The following is a 14,900-nucleotide window of genomic DNA, read 5'->3' as shown; positions in this document are numbered from 1 at the left end:
AGTGCGGTGCAATTATATGAAGAAGAACGTGAATAATGGCGGTTTGTTATGAGTTCTTTCCACTCTAGACAAACATGCGAAATATCCAACGCTTATGTAGGAATGAATGAAAAAATAGTCCAGTAAAAAGAGCGTGTTTTCATCTATCTAAACACGCTCTTATAAATATTTAACCCCCATATAAATTGCTTATTCCATTCTAATTTTCTTTTAACTCATACATATCTTTTTATATTCGCTTATCATGCCAGAAGTTTATTGGAAAATGATTATTCTCGTCATAAGCTTCAAATTCATACCCTTTTTCTTTTAACCCTTTTATAATTACTGGAACTGCCGCGACAGATTGTGGATGAATATCGTGCATTAAAACAATTTCTTTTGAAGACGTTGCACCTGCTAAGACATTTTGAACAATTTTTGCGGCCGCTACATCCACAGGTAATTTATTGTATTTCCAATCTAAAGAATCAATTGTCCAATCCCATACTTTTAAATCATGTCCGACCATTTCATTTCGAAGTGATTCATTTAAACCAGGCATTGATCCATATGGTGGACGTGTTAATTTCGGTGTGTTTCCAATAACGTTTCTAATTAAAGATTGATCTTCTTTCATTTCCTTAACATATTCCTGATTGCTGTATAGCTTTTTAAAATCATGTGTCATACTATGCATGCCCACATAATGGTTTTCTACATGCTCTCGTTTCACTAAATCTGGGAACCTTTTCACATTATCGCCAATTAAAAAGAATGTTGCTTTCACATCATTTTTCTTTAGTACATCTAATAGATTAGCTGTATATTTTCCTGGTCCATCATCAAAAGTTAAATATGCAACTTTTCTTTCTTTACCATCAAAACGATTAGGTATCGATTTTTTAAATTCATTTTTAGGTAGACTGCTCACTTGTTGAACACTGTTTCCCTCTTCCGCATTTACCAGCTTAGGATTTGTAATAGATTGAAACATGTAATACCCTATTGCTACTAATGTAATAGCCAACAATACACTTATAATTCTTTTTTTCTTAAGCTTAATTTTCATATTATAATCTTCTTTCTATCAAATCATTCCACTTTAAGTCGTTTAGTTTTATTATTCTATTAGCTTATTAAGTTTTTTAACTTAACCAATCTCAATTTTGGACTAATCATTTTAATAATCTATATAGGTGAAAATTAGTGCCCTGCACTAGCGTTCATGGCATTTCCTATAATAGTTAAAACTACCGGAAATAATACTGGTCCTAAGGTAAGGAAAATGTTTAAAAGTATAATAAAATTATATAGTGGGCTATAATTTTTACTATTACTGTTTTCCAATACTAGGATGAATAAAGTTATTACAGTAATTAAATGTAGTAATAAAATTATCAACCAATAATACATCATTATAGTAAGATTCCACTTTCCTAATAGTTGGTATGTTACCCCTATGATTATCCCTAATATAGTAACATTAAAGGAAATAAACAAAGTTCTTTTTAGTATTTTAGGAAATGTTTTGTGATCCACAGTTTTATTATATAAACCGATTAAAATGCCCAAAGATAAATATGCCAGTAATAGCCCTACCCAATTCCAGATCCAATCTTGATCCCCCATTAAATTAAACAAAAGCGAAAGGATCCCTCCTACTGCAAAAATCGAGGAGATCATAATACTATTTAAAGCTGATTTCATACTATTTTCACTTCCTTAAAAATTTTACAATACAGCATTGAAGTCTACTCTTAAGTTGTCCTTTACTTATTAAAATCCTTTTCATTAAAAATCTTGTATGGAAATCCCATCACATAATCCGGTCATCATACCTATTAGCATATACGGAGAATGGGTAGGCCCAGCAAAAATTACATATACATGATCCCATAATTTTCAAACTAAACGAAACTCCACCAAATCCTACTCCACATGGTAGATATACAAATAGAGGATGCGATCCATCAACTTTTATTTGTATATCAATTATTCAGACGAGTAGCAACTACTGCATTACCTTAAAAAACATACTTTGATTTTTCATCGTTAATAAAATAGCACATTTGATTCTTATTAACTTATGTTCCTCATTCTTCTACTGCTTTACTATAACCAGCTGTATATTCAAAAATAGTAGCCCCTTTGTTTCTAAGTAAATCTTTTTCCCACTTTTTCGCAGCTGCTGCCATATGTACATATGATATTTTAAAATTAATCATAATTTATTATAATTAAGTATATATTAACAATATATTAAGTATAAGTAAATAAAATTAATAATAATTTAATTTTATTTACTTATTTAAAGGGGATTACATATATGAACGATATTAATGTTGGTCACAAAATTATGGCATTTAGAAAAGGTGCCGGATTAACCAGTAAGCGTTTAGCAGAGTTAGCTGATATAACACCTTCCATGTTAAGTCAGATTGAAAAAGGAATCACAAATCCATCATTACAAACACTAAAATTAATTTCTGTAGCATTAAATATTCCATTGTTTAATTTTTTCTTAGAGGATACCAATACAGAAGAATTAGTTGTAAGAGCTAATCAAAGGAAAAAAATAACTTTTCCTGAAAGCGGCAATGTTTCGTATGAGCTATTATCTCCTAATTTAGATGGAGCACTAGAATTGGCTTTAATGAATCTGTTACCTCAAACTGCTTCATCTATTGAACCTGTGGCACATAAAGGGGAAGAAATAGCTTTTATTATGGAAGGGCAAGTAAAACTATATCTAAATGATGAGGTTTTACTTCTCAATACAGGTGATAGCGTTAAAATCCCACCTTATGCAAAGCATAAGTGGGAAAACACTTCTTTAAACAAAGTCACTGTTATATTTGGAGTAACTCCACCATCTTTTTAATTTCAAATACTAGCGAAGAAAAGTTAGAGAAAATAATTCTCTAACTTTTCTTGTATACATAACTTTATTTTAAGAAAGTAAAAAACTTGTCTCTCAATTATATGAGATTAAAACTAGTGAAATAGATCTTTTTAATTACATACTTAATTTATTTTTTAATGTCCAATATTTTTCTCCATTAGCTTCAAAAGAGAATTCTACCCATCCATTCGGATCTTCACGATAAATAAAGATGGTTGTTCCAGGAGTTACTGTACCAACTTCATTCTCCTCGACAGCTACATCTGGTCTACTTTTAATTTTCAAATTAAATGGATAAGGTACCTGATAGTAAGTAGCTGATGATACAACATTTGAGCTTGAACCGTCTGCATACATTTTATATGGAATTTCATTAGATAACGCGTCGACATCTAATGTTTCAGGATTCTTTGGTAATTTTTTTGCATATGTATAGTCTTCTACATGAAACGGTTTAATACGTTCCATAATACCCGCAATTTTCTTAGCCCAGCCTTTATCTGATGCATATTTCACATTCATGCCAGTTAATGTTGGGCCGTTATAATACATACCACTTTCTTCTAAATATCTTTCTCGTACATAATTAGCGTTATAAGCAATGCTATCGCCGTAGCTTGGTAAATATTTCGCATATTTAAACGGATCTCCATCATATGCACGTAGACCGAATAGATTATGTTTTTGATATGCAATTTCTGATTTTCCGTATCCAGATTCTAAAATCGCATGCGCTGCTAAATAATGAGCACTCACGCCATATTGATTTTGCGCATTGATAAAATCTTGCCCATGTCCAACTAAAGGACTATCCGAATGATATTTCGCAATAAAGCTATCAATCTCTTGAGCTGTAATTTTCGAAGCCACTGTTAAATTTAAATCTTCATATGAGGTAGCAGTAATAATCTCTTTTTCATCGTTTAAATTTTGTTGTAACATATCTGTTTTTGCAGTAAGTTGAGCAGCTTCAGCACGTGTTATAAATCTATTTGGTTGCCAACCGTTCTCGGTACCATTAGAGATTTTTAAATCTATTAAAATATTGGCATATTTTTCGCCCCAATGCCCTTTTAAATCTTCAAATCTAACCTGATCATTATGATTTGTTGTGCTTTGTAGTTTATATGCATTTACTAGCATCGTAGCCATAGCAGCGCGAGTTACTTTTCCGGATGGATTGAAGATTCCATTACCTTCACCTTTAACAATCCCAGCTTTTTCAGCAGCAGCAATATAAGGAGTAGCCCAGTGGTTTTGTGAATCTGTAAAAGCTGGTTTTGCATTAGGATCAATTTGTATACCTAAAACTTTTGTCATAATTTTTGTAGCCGAAGCTCTGTCTAATGAGTCATTTGAACCAAAAGTTCCATCTGGATAACCATTTAATACCTGTTTATCAACTAAATAATTAACGGATTTATCAGCCCATGTAGGAACATCAGGGAATTTATGAGTATCTGCTAAAATATTAGAAGAATAGGATAATATAGCTCCTGCAAGGATACCTGTTGCAATTAATTTGTGCTTCATTAAAATAAACACCTCTACCATTGTATTTATCAAATTGAGATTTTCTATTTTTATATTTACATGTTTGTCATAATAATGAAATCGTATTAACACGCATTCAATTTGATGTAACGAGTATAGTTACTTATATATACAAGTGTCAATGAATGTCTTTTACAAAAATGTAGAATATTTACATATATTTGAATTTCCCTGATCTTATAATCGACTTATGCATATGGTAGATTTAATAGTTAAATTTCTTTTCAATAGTGTAAGTTTCTTGAATTTAATGCTTTATTTTTTACTCTATTAGAAATAGGGGCATTTTATTAGATTATTTAGGCACCCTCTTCCGAATCCCACACTTCAATAAATTCAAAACCTTTTAATTCACTTTGTTCAATAAGAGCCTTCAACTCGTCTGAAATAAAGACAACTGTCGGATGAATTTTTCCATTTATGTAAACTTTAAAAATCATTTCATTTTGAACTATATTAAAATTAAATGCGAACTTTTCACAACCTACTATAAGGCCTGTAATTAGTTTTTTAAAGATTGCTTTATCTCCATCAATTGCATCTAGTACATTCAACACGTGGACCAAGTAATATACCTCACTAGTTGAATTGCGTAAGAGTGGTAAAAATTCTACATTATCCCCTATTAAAGGTTCAAGTACTTGCTTGGCTTTTTCACTAATCATTGGTGTACCAGTTCCTCCCCAAAATTTAGGGAAATCACTATGATTATCTCCTTCAATACACTCTATATATATTTTTCCCCATGAATTTGTTAAATAAGTTATCGAATTTATTTTTCCATCAATATATTTTTTGTGGTCTTCTTCAAAATTTAATAACTGGAAAGACTCATAGTTATCTAATACACTCTTTAATCCCCATATTTTCATGCTTATTCTCCTTAACTATTCTTTTATCTTCTAAAGTAAAATAGAATATTACGTAACAAAAAATCGGTTACTACTAGTTACTTTGTGATTCTAAAATATATCTTGAATATGAATTACCATCACTTTCTATACTTATTCCTAATAAAAAGCTTATACAAGTACATAAGCTTTTTATTTTTTACTCTATTAGATATGGATTCACATTACTAATCTAATTAAATTAGATTTCTTTACGCACCCTCTTCTGAATCCCACACTTCAGTAAATTGAAAACCTTTTAATTCACTCTCTAAAATTGCATTTTTGAATTGATCTGATACTAAAAGATAGTTAGGATGTACCTTCCCATTTACATTCAATTTAAAAATCGGTTCGTGCTGGACAACATAAGGAATAAATACAAATTTTTTACATCCTATTATTAAACCTGAACTTAACTTATCATAGATTGTTTTATTAGTATCAAGTGCTTCCAACACCCTTAAAACATGCATAGCATAGTATTTTTTGTTTGTTTGTTTGTTTGTTTGTTTGTTTGTTTGTTTGTTTATGAATTAATGGTAAAAATTCAATATTATCTCCTACTATAGGCTCTAAAACATTCTTGGCTTTTTCACTAATTATTTGTACACCAGACTTTCCCCAAAAAATAGGAGAATCGCTTGATTTCCCTTCATCTGTTACCTCAATAAACTTAGGCGTCCATGAATCTGACAAACTCACCATAGAATTAAAACTAGTTTTAAAATATTTTTTATCCTCTTCATAGTTCAATAATTGAAAGGTTTCATAATCATCAGTCGAGCTTTTTAATTGCCAAATCTTCATATATATTCTCCTTTATTATTACCATTTATTTAGTTGTTTCTTGGGTTCATTTAATCGTAAATTACCTTCTGATAAATCTCTTCCTATTCCATGTAACACTGTTTTGTTTCAAATTCCTTATTTAATTCTTGTAAAAAAATAAAAAACAAACTAACCTTTAAAATGTTAGTTCGTTTTTTATAAATTATTAAATTAATATCAGGCATTTAAAAATGAATTTCAAATTATGTTTAACATTAATTATTTTTATCCATTGGTATTGTATTTAGTGCTAAACCAATAGATCCTAATTTTTCAATTTTTTTTTTTGCTTTACCATATGGAGCCCCTTTTACTAATGTAAAAGGAAGATTTTTCGATCCTTTTAATAGTTCCCCTGTTGAAATATCAAGTGCGAGTACACTTTTTATCTTTACTAAATCTTTTAATCCTCCATTAGGAATTTCTATTAACACTATATTACACGTATCAGGGATTTCTTCTTTTATTTTCTGTATTTTTTGATTCAAACAACCCGTATTTACCCACTCAATAAAATCTAATGTAACTACAGTGGCATGATTTGGATTCATATCACCAGAATCAACAGCCCTTACTTCTCGTACATCTGCACCTTGCGACATTAAAAAAACATTGCCACTACCATCATCACCAATAGCAACATAACCATTTGCATATTCTGCTACTTCCCAAGTCTCATTTCGTTCTATAATATCATCAGTACCATAAATTATTAATCCTCCACCTATAGAAAAACCATTTGTATACTTCAATAAATCTTTATGTACATTTGATAATTTAACTTTCATTACATCTTCTATTTCTTGAATTTCAATATCATTAGCTGGCTTATTTTTTATTAGACCAGAAACATTAGATAAATTTATCATTTTTTCACAAAACCTCCCAAACTATCAAAATATTTATAAGCATCTACCAATACTTTTCTTGCAGTTTTCTGATCAACTCCTGCCTCAATCATTTCTCTATACCTTACATTAAATTCATAATTTATATCAGTATCCTATCCTTCAAGCCTTCTTCGCTTTCTTTGCATAGCAGAAATTTTCGCATGAGGTAAACCAGAACTTGATGGTAAAAGTATTGTTTGTGCTTTCTTTTCGTTATAATCAAATCCATCATTAATATTATGTGATTTTATTAAATTTCTTTACAAAAGTTCTTCTGAATCCCATATTTCAATAAATTTAAAACCCTTTAAATCACTTTGTTCAATAAGAATCTTCAACTCATCTAAAATAAAAACAGCCGTGGGATGAATTTTTCCATTTATATAAACCTTAAAAATCATCTCATTTTGAACAGTATTACTATCAAATGCGAATTTTTCGCATCCTATTATTAAACCTGTAATCAGTTTTTTTAAAATTGCTTTATCACTATCAATTGCATCAAGTACATTCAACACGTGGATCAAGTAATATACCTCACTAGTTGAATTGCGTAAGAGTGGTAAAAATTCAACATTATCACCTATTAAAGGTTTAAGTACTTGCTTGGCTTTTTCACTAATCATTGGAGCACCAGTTCCTCCCCAAAATTTAGGGAAATCACTATGAATATCTCCTTCAATACACTATATATATTTCCCCATGAATTTGCTAAATGAGTTACTGAATTTATTTTTCCATCAATATATTTTTTGTGATCTTCTTCAAAATTTAATAACTGGAAAGACTCATAGTTATCTAATACACTCTTTAATCCCCATATTTTCATGCTTATTCCCCTTAACTATTCTTTTATCTTCTAAAGTAAAATAGAATATTACGTAACAAAAAATTGTTTACTACTAGTTACTTTGTGATTCTAAAATATATCTTGAATATGAATTACCATCATTTTCTATACTTATTCATAATAAAAAGCTTATACAAGTGCATAAGCTTTTTTTTACTCTATTAGATATGGGTTCACATTACTAATCTAATTAAATTAGATTTCTTTACGCACCCTCTTCTGAATCCCATACCTCAACAAATTCGAAACCTTTTAAATTGTTTTCTAAAACTTTATTTCTAAATTCATCAGATACTAAGACAGTAGAAGAATGTAATCTTTGATTTAAGAATGTTTTAAATATTATCTGCCCCTCAACTTTATTGGCTAAAAATGCGTATTTTTCGAACCCTATTATTAACCCTGTACTTAGTTTTTCCAAAACTGCTTTATTGTAGTTAATTGCATCAACTGTATTTAGAACGTTTATTAGGTAATAAACTTCACTTGTAACATCATGAATTAATGGAAGGAACTCAACATTATTACAGATTAGAGGCTCTAATATTTCTTTTGCTTTTCTGCTAATCATTGGTGTACCAAGTTCTCCCCAGAACATAGGACAGTCACTTTTTTTATCACCTTCTACACATTCAATAAAAATTTCCCCCCACGAATCAGACAGTTTTATTGCCAAATCAATTTTCCCATCAAAATATTTTTTACGGTCTTCTTTTAAATTTAGTAGCTGAAAAGATTGATAGTTATCAAATAAGCTTTTTAATTGCCAAATTTTCATACCTTTTTACTCCTTCAGAATTTAATTATTAAGTATCTATGATTGGTTAAATTAATTTAGTTTTAAACTACCATCCAATAACCTCTCTCTTATACTATGCAAGGCAGCAACTGCATCTTCTTGATTACCCCCAAAGCGTTTCACTTCACTTAATACTCTGTATACTTCCCTTATATACTCTGGACTATGATTACCTATATGTAGCGCTTCAGTAGTCACATAATCGTTCACTTTATAGGGTAAAAATACTCCATTAGCCGCTGAATCATGGTGTATTTCAAACTCTTCTAATAGCTCTTGCACTTGTTTCGCCCTTTTATCCTTCCAAGGTGCAATATGATGTGTTGCATTAGGATATGGCGGTGTTTCAACTCCTGCATCTTTAAGTTCTGCACGCAGTTTTTGAGATGCTGAATAGGAATCGGGATATTCATTTTTCATCTCAACTCTATCAAAAACTTTATCTGCATAGTCCTGAATTACTTCTTGTACATCTTTAACTTTACTTCTTCCACCAGTTTTTGAAAACATAAATGTTTCACGAGCTTTGCGTAAAACTTCAAATGTTTTTATTTGATTGCTTCCAAATCCACTTGCACCTGCAAATGCCAACCGATCCGTCAGTGGCAATTTATTTGCGAAAGAAGACATTCCTGTAGAGAATTTTGCACCTTTTGCTAATGTAGTAACTTTACTTATCCCCTTATCACCAATAAGTCCAAGTCCAATTTGTGTAAAAGCATAACTTCCCCACTTAGCACGACTTTCAGCGTCTCCATTTATTACATCATTAATAAACGAATCTGATAATGTGTTCCACATAGCAGGTAAGGTTTCATTTAAATGAGTAAAAGCGTACCCCATGTTCTCCCATGTTTCCCATTTACCAAGTGCCACAACACCATCTATTGTATCTTCAACTGCTTGACCCGTACCTGCTAAAATACCATCTATAATTTGTTCAGAAGTAGATTTTTCAGGAGGTTTCTTGCACACCGCTCCCTCTTCTATTGATCCTTCCTTTAAAAGATTATCAACTTGACGGTTTCTTTCATCAGCAATTTCTTGGATCGAAACGGTCCAATCCATATTTAATCCTTGTGTACTAAACGTACCACTTACAGGACTAAAGCCTTTTCCACTTTGGACTTCAGCAAGGCCGGCAGTAAGACTAGCCACAAGTTGAAGAGCTGTGTTGTAGTTATTACTGGATGTATAGTTAAATTCATATAGATGCTCTAATTTTTCTTGCAGTTTTTTTCTCATCTCCACTAAAACAATAACCATGGCATCTATTCCAGGCAACACTGTAGCAATACTAATCGCTTCTATACTTGCGACCATTCGATTAATTTCTTGAATTTGCTCTCTTATTTCTTGTTCAATGACATCTGTGGAAGCAACTTGTGATTGAAAATCGCTTGGAAACGCATCATTTTGATGAATTAATTCCTCACATAAATAAATGATCCCTTGTGCTAAAGGACGAAAAGTTTGGACAAAAAATATTTTTGCACTACTATATGTTTGCCCTTGTAAAACTGTATCAGTTGCAAAGGTATCAATTGATTGGATTGCTTGCTCCATAGCTTGGATCGTAGCGACACATACAGCATTCATGCTTTGGGTCTGATTTTGTACTTCCCCTAAATACATATTTAAACTCACGCTTTGTCCTCCCTTTTTAATCGCTGTTGCCGATAGGTAAGGTCGGTTTCTAAATCAATAAGATTGCGTCTTTCTTTAAGTAATGTTTCTTTTTGATTTTCCAATTCCAATGTTAATTTCCGCTCAATATGTTGCGACTCTTGAAGCTTATTCATAAAAAAATGAGAAACATCTTTATCACCATGCCATGTTTCTAAAATCCTATTAAATAAACGACTATTTTGATTTCTCAATTCGTGAAAGTCCATTTCTGCTTGTCTCTGGATTTGAATCTCTTTTTGATTTCGATCCTGTTTTTCAAATACTATCCGTAATTCATGATTAAATTCATTTATTTGTTTTTCCACATCTTGACTCATCTTATTCCCCCTACCCTTCTCCCTTTACCGTAGGTTGCCATATTAGCGAAATGTCTTTTGTAGTTCGTTATCCATTCTTTCAAAATCCTTAGCTACTAAATGAATATTATCAATTGCTTGTTGAAAGGCCTCACAAAATTGTCTAGTTAAATCTAGCATTTGTTGATTCACTTCTTGCGCCTGAGCATTAACAGATAATGTAGTACGGCTCGCCTTTGTTATAGAACGATTTGTCGCACCTTGAATTGTATCCGATGCATTTTTCATTTGTGTAGCAATTTGTGTAGCTGTTTGAAAATTACTTTGAAAGTTTCCCATCATTTAAACCCCTTCTAGTTCCAAAATCATCAAGAAAATTATACCATGTAAGAATATTTCAATGTATCAAATATTTCTAGTAAGGAATTGATAGCTCTTAATGATAAGAATGAAGCTTTTCTTACCGAATTTTAATTAAGGATCTCTTCAACAGATGTAGTTGAAATAGAACTATTAGAACAAATACTGAAGTTACGAAGCAAGTTATGCCAGTAGCAGGTATGGGTGCAATGGGGAACAAATATTTTTATGGAGTTTGGTTTAGGATGGATTGGAGATAAAGGAGCAGGTCAAATTGGAAAAGTAACTTCCCTTGGAGGCTCTGTAAAGTTAACGAAATTTTCAGGTGATACACCTTATATTTCAAGCCACTTACCATTAAAAGATCGATTTGCTTTTGCTGGTGGAGATGGTTTGCGATCTAGATTTGACACACCAGACTTTAAACAAGCTGAAGAAAAACTCTCTACCTATCAATTTGCTAGTAGTGGAAGAATTAATAGTAGCAGAACTAATGGTGGCAATGTTCCGTATAGTTTTGATTCATCACTTATGGAGCACCTTTTTCACGGGGAACTAAAACAAAAATGGTGGGGACTAAAAGCTGTTGGATATCACCATGAAAGTATGATGGGTGGAGGAGAAATAGTTAGAATTACCCATGCACCAAATTCTGCGGGAGTATATAGAGCAAAAATAAAAGTAGACGGTGAAACAAAAAATGCGCTTTCTTCATTTTTCCCTAAGGATTGGGATAGAGTACAGGTATTTGATTCTATCAAAGAAGCATACGATAATAAGATTCAAGTCGATACAGTTAGATATGTAGGACAAACATCCCACGGATTTAAAGTAGAAATGATTATACAAAATAATGAGATAATAACAGCATATCCTGTTTATACTGGGAGGTAAAAAATGAAATATACATACGAATTTTATCGTGATGGACTTGGCGGATTAAGAATACGTTTGCCAAAAGAAATTTCTATAATTTCTCATTTCTTGGAAGATATTTTAGATGATGAAGCAGATGAGTATATACAAATTTTAGATAATGTAGTAGACCAAAAAGTTCCGCAATATGAAATAGAAGGGAACGTAGCAGCAGTCTACATTGAACCTAATTACACCAGTGCTATTAACTTATTTATGAGTGCTCCAAATAACCAATGTAAAATTGAGACCTCTGAATTTAGAAAACTACTTGTGTTGTGGCAAGATACAGTGGTAGCAGAAGGGAAAGATATAGAAGTATAAAAGAAAACTACCTTCTGTGATATTTAGATCATAGATGCTAAACTCAATAAAATCAAGGGTAGAAATATATTAAATATATTCCTACCTTTTTATTATGTGGCGAGACTCCACATCCATTAACTTAAAAATTTTTTAACACCCTACAATAGAAAACCAATAAAAAATACCAAGACTCCCCTCCTCTCCAGGGCAGTCTTGGTATTTTTTACGTTCACATACAAATTATTATTTGTATTGTTGCATGTGTTCTTTGTTAAATCCTATACGTCTACCTTACCATTGATAAGCAATGACTAATATCTCTCCTTTAATCGTACTGATTATCTATACCATGTTTTAAAGGAACTATCTTGACTAAAATGATAAAACAAGAAATTGAAATAAGCACCTTTTTTATTTTGTAAACTGTAAAGCTTCCATTTTATATGAACCAGAGTTAAGTTTAAAGGAACTAAATCGTGCGTTTTCTCTTTATTCAACCATTTAACTTACTAACACTTTTCATAAGATATTTACACACTGCATTTAGGTAAAGAAATACAGAAATGTGTTTTTTTCTTTGTACTATCTAAATTTATGCTCCCTCCATGTTTTTCTACTATATGCTTAGCAATAGTTAATCCAAGACCTGATCCCCCATTATTTTCTCGAGAATCATCTACTCGAACAAATGCATCAAAAATACTTTGTTTCATATCCTCAGGTATTCCAATTCCATTATCTATAATGTTTATATACACTTTGCTTTCATCCTCAATTAACGATACAAACACGGTCGTACCTGCCGTATTATACTGTAGAGCATTAGATATTATATTAGAGATAGCACGGTATAGTAACCTGTTGTTAATTGGAGCAATCACTTCTTTAGAGGGTATTTGATATTGAAGGATTAAGCGCTTCGCTTGGAATAAATCATAATATTCTACAAGCAATTCACGAATAAACTCAGATACATCAGTTGGATGTACTTCAAAAGGGTAATCAGAATGCTCTAATTTAGACAGTTCAAAAATATCTTCAGTTAATACCGCAATGATTCGAATCTTATTATATATTACATTCAAAGTTCTTTCTCTTTCACCTTTTTCTGTAATGATCCCTAGTTGTAATGCTTCAACATAACCTTGAACGGTTGTAATTGGTGTCCTTAAATCATGAGACAAATCTACAAGCATCTTCTGCTTGGTTTCTTCCAACCTCTTCTTCTCTTTCTCTATTTTATCGAGTTTTTCCGACATAACATTAAACAAATGCTGTATTTGCATTAACTCAAAATATGTTTCATAGTTTAACCTTTTATCATATTTCCCACTAGCAATTTCCTCAAATCCAGTTGCTAGTTTATCCAATGGTCTGGTTATTTTTCTAGCAATTTGCCTACTAAATATATATACATTCATAGAGAAAAATACAAAAAATAAAACGATTGTAGAAAGTAATATCTTATAAAAAACATATACGTATTCCTCATTTTTATCAGAAAACGTATATTCATACTTTATTGCTTTTTTAGGAACCTTAACAAGGCAATATAATGTTTCACCTTTTTTCGTTACAAATGTTGCTACAGATGAATAATAAGGAAACTTATCATTATCAAAAAATAAAGTAGCAAATTCTCTTTGTGAATATGATAAAAGCTTATCCTTCTTTTCCCCTTTGGTATAGATAACTTGTAAATTTTCATTAAGAATTTCTATCCAACCACCAAATGTTTCTATTGATTCTGAATTAATAGTTTCAAAGTTTTCACGCACTACTTCACTTGCTTTTAAATTATTTAGCTTTCCTAGTTGCTTCTCTGTTTGGTACATCAAAAATATAAATAAAATTATCACAGTGAAACCTATTGCTAGTGCAAATATAACGTAATTTTTAATTAAGATATATAAAACTTTATTTTTCATAAAGTTCTTCCTTCCTAGCAAATCTATACCCAAGCCCCCGGATCGTTTTTATATAAACTGGATTCTTAGGAGAATCCTCTAATTTCTCTCGTAGTCTACTAATATGAACCATAATCGTATTATCATCTGCACAGTAATAATCAGACCATACACTTTCAAAAATTTGTTTTTTAGTAAATATTCTCCCTGGTTCCTCCATAAAAAGTGTTAAGATTTTATATTCCGTAGCACTGAGAGTAATGGTTTCGCTTGATTTATAGAGTGTACAAGAATGATGATCTAATACTAAATCACCCATATGAATTTGCTTCTCCTTACCTTTTACAGCCTTATCATTAAATTCATAGGACCTTCTAAGGTGAGCTTGAACTCTAGCTATAATTTCTAAAGCACTAAATGGCTTTGTAATGAAGTCATCTGCTCCAATCCCTAAACCTATAATTTTATCTACTTCTTGAGATTTAGCTGACAATATAAGTATTGGGAATTGTAACGTCTCACGAATCTTTTTAATTAATTGATAACCATCCATTTTAGGCATCATAATATCAACAATAGCTAAATCAATATGATTTTCTTCTAGACACTTTAAGGCTACTTCCCCATTTGAAGCCTCTACAACAAAAAAATTTTCCATTTCTAAAAAAAGCTTTAAAAGATCAATAATATCTTTGTCATCATCAACAATTAATATATTTTTTTTCATAC

Annotated in this window: 17 protein-coding genes and 2 pseudogenes; 3 read left to right on the top strand and 16 right to left on the bottom strand. The window is 31.2% G+C overall.

Going from position 1 to position 14,900, the window contains the following annotated elements; all coding sequences use genetic code 11:
• Positions 1-229: 229 nt before the first annotated feature.
• From EBQ15_RS29365 to EBQ15_RS29350, 3 genes are all read right to left on the bottom strand, one after another.
• Positions 230-1,051 carry a peptidoglycan-N-acetylglucosamine deacetylase gene (locus EBQ15_RS29365; protein ID WP_000694593.1) on the bottom strand — a complete coding sequence of 274 codons (822 nt, stop codon included), beginning with the start codon at positions 1,049-1,051 and terminating at the stop codon, positions 230-232.
• 134 nt (positions 1,052-1,185) lie between these two features.
• A complete protein-coding gene (locus tag EBQ15_RS29360; RefSeq protein ID WP_000833538.1) occupies positions 1,186-1,689 on the bottom strand; it encodes a DUF3902 family protein in 504 nt (167 codons plus the stop codon).
• A gap of 386 nt (positions 1,690-2,075) precedes the next feature.
• Entirely contained in the window at positions 2,076-2,207 is a 132-nt protein-coding gene (locus EBQ15_RS29350; RefSeq protein ID WP_002001735.1) for a hypothetical protein, read from the bottom strand.
• A 101-nt stretch (positions 2,208-2,308) separates the two neighbouring features.
• Here EBQ15_RS29350 and EBQ15_RS29345 point away from each other — a divergent pair, with 101 nt between their 5' ends.
• Entirely contained in the window at positions 2,309-2,863 is a 555-nt protein-coding gene (locus tag EBQ15_RS29345; protein ID WP_000997921.1) for a helix-turn-helix domain-containing protein, read from the top strand.
• 135 nt (positions 2,864-2,998) lie between these two features.
• On the opposite strand, the gene EBQ15_RS29340 is transcribed toward EBQ15_RS29345, so the two are convergent.
• The 11 genes and pseudogenes from EBQ15_RS29340 to EBQ15_RS29295 form a co-directional block, all read right to left on the bottom strand.
• Entirely contained in the window at positions 2,999-4,417 is a 1,419-nt protein-coding gene (locus EBQ15_RS29340) for an S-layer homology domain-containing protein (RefSeq protein WP_033693019.1), read from the bottom strand.
• A gap of 320 nt (positions 4,418-4,737) precedes the next feature.
• On the bottom strand, positions 4,738-5,310 hold the full coding sequence (locus EBQ15_RS29335) for an imm11 family protein (protein WP_000708114.1): 573 nt from the start codon (positions 5,308-5,310) through the stop codon (positions 4,738-4,740).
• 230 nt (positions 5,311-5,540) lie between these two features.
• Complete coding sequence (locus tag EBQ15_RS32155) at positions 5,541-5,789, bottom strand: imm11 family protein (protein WP_232292413.1); 249 nt, start codon at positions 5,787-5,789, stop codon at positions 5,541-5,543.
• A complete protein-coding gene (locus EBQ15_RS32150; protein WP_002000516.1) occupies positions 5,773-6,138 on the bottom strand; it encodes a hypothetical protein in 366 nt (121 codons plus the stop codon). The genes EBQ15_RS32155 and EBQ15_RS32150 overlap by 17 nt, the downstream gene beginning before the upstream one ends.
• 236 nt (positions 6,139-6,374) lie before the next feature.
• Positions 6,375-7,028, bottom strand: coding sequence for an SMI1/KNR4 family protein (locus tag EBQ15_RS29325; RefSeq protein ID WP_000609238.1), 654 nt, complete (start codon positions 7,026-7,028; stop codon positions 6,375-6,377).
• Positions 7,025-7,243: pseudogene (locus tag EBQ15_RS31730) on the bottom strand (hypothetical protein). Before EBQ15_RS31730 ends, EBQ15_RS29325 begins: the two are co-directional and overlap by 4 nt.
• 66 nt (positions 7,244-7,309) lie before the next feature.
• Positions 7,310-7,878, bottom strand: a pseudogene (locus EBQ15_RS29315) (imm11 family protein).
• Between the two features lie 226 nt (positions 7,879-8,104).
• Positions 8,105-8,677: an imm11 family protein gene (locus tag EBQ15_RS29310; RefSeq protein WP_000708201.1), complete on the bottom strand. Its 573-nt coding sequence runs from the start codon at positions 8,675-8,677 to the stop codon at positions 8,105-8,107.
• A 51-nt stretch (positions 8,678-8,728) separates the two neighbouring features.
• On the bottom strand, positions 8,729-10,345 hold the full coding sequence (locus EBQ15_RS29305) for an AHH domain-containing protein (protein WP_000056081.1): 1,617 nt from the start codon (positions 10,343-10,345) through the stop codon (positions 8,729-8,731).
• A complete protein-coding gene (locus EBQ15_RS29300; RefSeq protein WP_000076389.1) occupies positions 10,342-10,704 on the bottom strand; it encodes a DUF3958 family protein in 363 nt (120 codons plus the stop codon). The genes EBQ15_RS29305 and EBQ15_RS29300 overlap by 4 nt, the downstream gene beginning before the upstream one ends.
• 42 nt (positions 10,705-10,746) lie before the next feature.
• Positions 10,747-11,025 carry a TIGR04197 family type VII secretion effector gene (locus EBQ15_RS29295; protein ID WP_033683139.1) on the bottom strand — a complete coding sequence of 93 codons (279 nt, stop codon included), beginning with the start codon at positions 11,023-11,025 and terminating at the stop codon, positions 10,747-10,749.
• A 246-nt stretch (positions 11,026-11,271) separates the two neighbouring features.
• On the opposite strand from EBQ15_RS29295, the gene EBQ15_RS29290 reads away from it, so the two are divergent.
• Together EBQ15_RS29290 and EBQ15_RS29285 are read left to right on the top strand one after the other, a co-directional pair.
• Positions 11,272-11,937 carry an EndoU domain-containing protein gene (locus tag EBQ15_RS29290; protein WP_000394248.1) on the top strand — a complete coding sequence of 222 codons (666 nt, stop codon included), beginning with the start codon at positions 11,272-11,274 and terminating at the stop codon, positions 11,935-11,937.
• A 3-nt stretch (positions 11,938-11,940) separates the two neighbouring features.
• Positions 11,941-12,282, top strand: coding sequence for a hypothetical protein (locus tag EBQ15_RS29285; protein WP_000878116.1), 342 nt, complete (start codon positions 11,941-11,943; stop codon positions 12,280-12,282).
• Between the two features lie 512 nt (positions 12,283-12,794).
• Here the strand turns inward: EBQ15_RS29285 and EBQ15_RS29280 are convergent.
• Together EBQ15_RS29280 and EBQ15_RS29275 are read right to left on the bottom strand one after the other, a co-directional pair.
• Positions 12,795-14,192, bottom strand: a complete 1,398-nt coding sequence (locus EBQ15_RS29280) for a sensor histidine kinase (RefSeq protein ID WP_000792430.1) — start codon at positions 14,190-14,192, stop codon at positions 12,795-12,797.
• Positions 14,182-14,898 (bottom strand): response regulator transcription factor, encoded by a 717-nt coding sequence (locus EBQ15_RS29275; RefSeq protein ID WP_000739378.1) that lies wholly within the window; start codon positions 14,896-14,898, stop codon positions 14,182-14,184. Before EBQ15_RS29275 ends, EBQ15_RS29280 begins: the two co-directional genes overlap by 11 nt.
• Positions 14,899-14,900: the final 2 nt, after the last annotated feature.

Origin of the sequence: Bacillus sp. 2D03 (assembly GCF_003946765.1) — a bacterium.
Lineage (GTDB): Bacteria > Bacillota > Bacilli > Bacillales > Bacillaceae_G > Bacillus_A > Bacillus_A cereus.
This window is presented reverse-complemented; position numbering and strand designations above follow the sequence as displayed.

Excerpts from the sequence above, each read along its gene's own strand:
- EBQ15_RS29365 (WP_000694593.1), bottom strand. The coding sequence starts at position 1,051 with ATGAAAATTAAGCTTAAGAAAAAAAGAATTATAAGTGTATTGTTGGCT.
- EBQ15_RS29360 (WP_000833538.1), bottom strand. The coding sequence starts at position 1,689 with ATGAAATCAGCTTTAAATAGTATTATGATCTCCTCGATTTTTGCAGTA.
- EBQ15_RS29350 (WP_002001735.1), bottom strand. The coding sequence starts at position 2,207 with ATGATTAATTTTAAAATATCATATGTACATATGGCAGCAGCTGCGAAA.
- EBQ15_RS29345 (WP_000997921.1), top strand. The coding sequence starts at position 2,309 with ATGAACGATATTAATGTTGGTCACAAAATTATGGCATTTAGAAAAGGT.
- EBQ15_RS29340 (WP_033693019.1), bottom strand. The coding sequence starts at position 4,417 with ATGAAGCACAAATTAATTGCAACAGGTATCCTTGCAGGAGCTATATTA.
- EBQ15_RS29335 (WP_000708114.1), bottom strand. The coding sequence starts at position 5,310 with ATGAAAATATGGGGATTAAAGAGTGTATTAGATAACTATGAGTCTTTC.
- EBQ15_RS32150 (WP_002000516.1), bottom strand. The coding sequence starts at position 6,138 with ATGAAGATTTGGCAATTAAAAAGCTCGACTGATGATTATGAAACCTTT.
- EBQ15_RS29325 (WP_000609238.1), bottom strand. The coding sequence starts at position 7,028 with ATGATAAATTTATCTAATGTTTCTGGTCTAATAAAAAATAAGCCAGCT.
- EBQ15_RS29310 (WP_000708201.1), bottom strand. The coding sequence starts at position 8,677 with ATGAAAATTTGGCAATTAAAAAGCTTATTTGATAACTATCAATCTTTT.
- EBQ15_RS29300 (WP_000076389.1), bottom strand. The coding sequence starts at position 10,704 with ATGAGTCAAGATGTGGAAAAACAAATAAATGAATTTAATCATGAATTA.
- EBQ15_RS29295 (WP_033683139.1), bottom strand. The coding sequence starts at position 11,025 with ATGATGGGAAACTTTCAAAGTAATTTTCAAACAGCTACACAAATTGCT.
- EBQ15_RS29290 (WP_000394248.1), top strand. The coding sequence starts at position 11,272 with ATGGAGTTTGGTTTAGGATGGATTGGAGATAAAGGAGCAGGTCAAATT.
- EBQ15_RS29285 (WP_000878116.1), top strand. The coding sequence starts at position 11,941 with ATGAAATATACATACGAATTTTATCGTGATGGACTTGGCGGATTAAGA.
- EBQ15_RS29280 (WP_000792430.1), bottom strand. The coding sequence starts at position 14,192 with ATGAAAAATAAAGTTTTATATATCTTAATTAAAAATTACGTTATATTT.
- EBQ15_RS29275 (WP_000739378.1), bottom strand. The coding sequence starts at position 14,898 with ATGAAAAAAAATATATTAATTGTTGATGATGACAAAGATATTATTGAT.